Genomic DNA, 2,722 nt, shown 5'->3' on the forward strand with positions numbered 1-2,722 from the left:
GCGTAGCACGCGTAGCACAGGGTGATTCAGGCGGGTATGGAGAGCTGCGTCACCGCACCTCCCGGGGGAGGATGCGGCTAGGCCCCGATCGTGCCGACGACCAGCATCCCGACGGCGACACCGTTGAAGACGATGTGGGTGAGCACGGCCCCCCAGATGCGCGCGGTTGCGACGACGAGGCCGGCGCACACGATCCCCACGAGTCCGAGGGTTGCTACCGACCACCAGGTATAGGTGTCGAAGACCAGGTGCAGGCCGATGAAGAGCACGGTCGTCACCGAGATCGCGGCGAACCCTGCCCACGAACGCGAGTTCGTCATCCGTCTGACCGCCGTGAAGATCGCCACGAGCAACACGGCGCGGAAGAAGAACTCTTCGAGAAGCGGCGCGATCACGACGGGGGCGAGCACGCCATCGAACCAGAAGGATGCCGGAAGCGACCCGTCGAGAGTGCCTGCTGTGGGCCACACGGCGGTGCCGGTGCCGGCGATCTCGAGAAAGCCCTGCGTGAAGCGCAGGATGACGCCGAGCACGATGCCGTAGAGCAGGTCGAAGGGGTGGAAGCGCAGCAGCATCCGGGGCCGGGAGCGCGCGAACGCAAGGATGATCGCGGCGAGCATCCCGCCCCACAGGGCGGCAAGCGAGAGCGCGGAACCGAGGGTGCCGCCGAGGAGTCGGTCGGCGAGGGTGGCGAGCAGGATGCCGGCACCGAGCAGCAGCACAGCCCATCCGACAAGTTCCCAATCCCAGCGAGCGACGGATGTTCCGCCCGACCGCCACGAGTGGCTGGCGCGCTCGCTGCGCCGCGACTTTCGACCCGAATCCGACCCCCGAGACGACGATGATCGCCGCGACGAACCGGGCTCCGCGGTCGAGTCCGAGCGCCTCGACGACCCTGGTTCCGGTGAACGTACTGTCGCCGCGCTAGACTCCGTCATAGGCGCCAGGGTACCTGCCGGGGGAATTCCTCGCCGGTTCGGCGCCAGAACCACATGCTTCTATCCGCATCGCTAGAGCGAGCGGATGCTGTTCCGCCCGCCGCACACCAGCCGACACGCGAGGACCGCCGTGGCCTACCGCTCGAGCACGTCAAGACGCTCCCGAGGCTCTGTGCCCACGTGGGTGTCGGTCGTGATCGTCGCGGTGCTGATCCTCGCCGTCGGGGGCCTCAGCTGGCTGGCGATCACGCGCACGCAGACACCTCCCCCGACCGAGGCGCCACGCGTCACGCCGACGATGGGCGTCGAGACTCCGACCGCGACGCCTACGCCGACGCCGACCGTGACAGTGGCGGCGGCAACGGGTCCGGGCCAGCGCTTCCTCGCAACATCCGAGGGCGTGTGGTGGCGCGCGACAGCCGGGCAGTGCGGGTCGATCGAGCCGCTGCTGGAGCGCTCGACCGATGCCGGGCAGACCTGGTCGGATGTCACGCCCCGCTACCTCGGGATCGGGCAGATCCTTTCGCTGTCGCCGTATGCGGCGGATCAGGCTCAGATGGTCGCGCTCATGGGCGCGGATTGCACGTTGCAGGGCATGCGCACCTTCACTGATGGGCAGTTCTGGGAGCCCAACGGCGAGATCCTCGCCTCGTCGACCTACATCGATCCCGCGAATCCGGTAGCCGTCGTGACCCCCGCCGGCACACTCGATGCCCCGTGCGGGGTGCCGACGGGGGTGCGCGCGGGCGCAGGTACGACGGCGGTCATCTGCGGGTCGGATGCCTCCCAGTCGACGGATGCCGCCACCTGGTCGCCCCTCGAGCAGCCCGGAGTCCTGGCGCTGACTGTGGCCGGCGACGGCCAGGTCACGACGGCACGAGCGGATGCCGCATCCTGCGACGGGATGCTGGTGGCGCAGCCGGGCGCTGCGACCTGCATCCCGAGCGTTCCGACGGATGCCCCGGTCGCCGTCACCCTCGACGGCGACGGCACCCCCTGGGTCTGGGCGGGCAACACCTTCGTCTCCACCCGGTGACAGCGCGGCGCGAAACCACTCGCGCACATTCGCCCCCTAGGATGCATTGTGTCGATGCACATGGGGACGGGGGCATCGACACCCGAAGTGGTGGCCACAGAGATCTGGGGATAAATGGTCGAGGTCCTTGTCGTGTGCACGGCGAACATGATTCGTTCGCCGCTTGCCGAGCTGTACCTGCGCGGTAAGTTCGCGGATGGTTCGATCACGGTGCGCAGCGCAGGCACGCATCCAGCGCCCGGCGACGGGATGACGCGACGGGCTCGCGATGCCGCGAAGTCGCTGGGGCTATCGATGACGGATGCCGAGGCTCATCGCCCGCAGCTTCTGACACGCGAGATGGTCGAGCAGGCCGACCTCATTCTCGGCGCGTCCCGCATCCACCGCAGCGCGTGCGTGCGGATGGATCTCAGCGCCTTGGGTCGCGCATTCACGATCCGCGAGTTCGCCAGGCTCTCGGCCCAGGTTGATGACGAGGCCCTCCAGCGGGCAGTGGATCGTGCGGGCGACGACCCGAATGCGCGGGCCCGCGCCGCAACCGACCTCGTGCGCGAGGTTCGCGGCACGACGGATCCGCCGGGAGACCCGACGGTGGATGACGTGTTCGATCCCGACCTGTCGCGCCGCCGCGCTCACTATGCCCGGGCGGTGGCGGAGATGATCCCGGCGCTTGATGCCGCAGTGGCATACGCCAACCGCGTTCGCGAGGCCTCTCTCGTTCGGTGAGCGAGCCGCGCCTCCCGGCCGG

General features: G+C 69.1%; 3 protein-coding genes. 2 read left to right on the forward strand and 1 reads right to left on the reverse strand.

From position 1 onward, the window contains the following. Positions 1-77: 77 nt before the first annotated feature. Positions 78-722 (reverse strand): CPBP family intramembrane glutamic endopeptidase, encoded by a 645-nt coding sequence (locus Q1V87_RS15220; protein ID WP_300594749.1) that lies wholly within the window; start codon positions 720-722, stop codon positions 78-80. 388 nt (positions 723-1,110) lie between these two features. Between Q1V87_RS15220 and Q1V87_RS15225 the strand changes: the two genes are divergently transcribed. Both Q1V87_RS15225 and Q1V87_RS15230 read left to right on the forward strand, forming a co-directional pair. After that, complete coding sequence (locus tag Q1V87_RS15225) at positions 1,111-1,974, forward strand: hypothetical protein (protein ID WP_300594752.1); 864 nt, start codon at positions 1,111-1,113, stop codon at positions 1,972-1,974. Between the two features lie 114 nt (positions 1,975-2,088). Next, on the forward strand, positions 2,089-2,700 hold the full coding sequence (locus tag Q1V87_RS15230) for a low molecular weight phosphatase family protein (protein ID WP_300594755.1): 612 nt from the start codon (positions 2,089-2,091) through the stop codon (positions 2,698-2,700). Positions 2,701-2,722: the final 22 nt, after the last annotated feature.

This window comes from Microbacterium sp. (assembly GCF_030149085.1).
GTDB lineage: Bacteria > Actinomycetota > Actinomycetes > Actinomycetales > Microbacteriaceae > Microbacterium.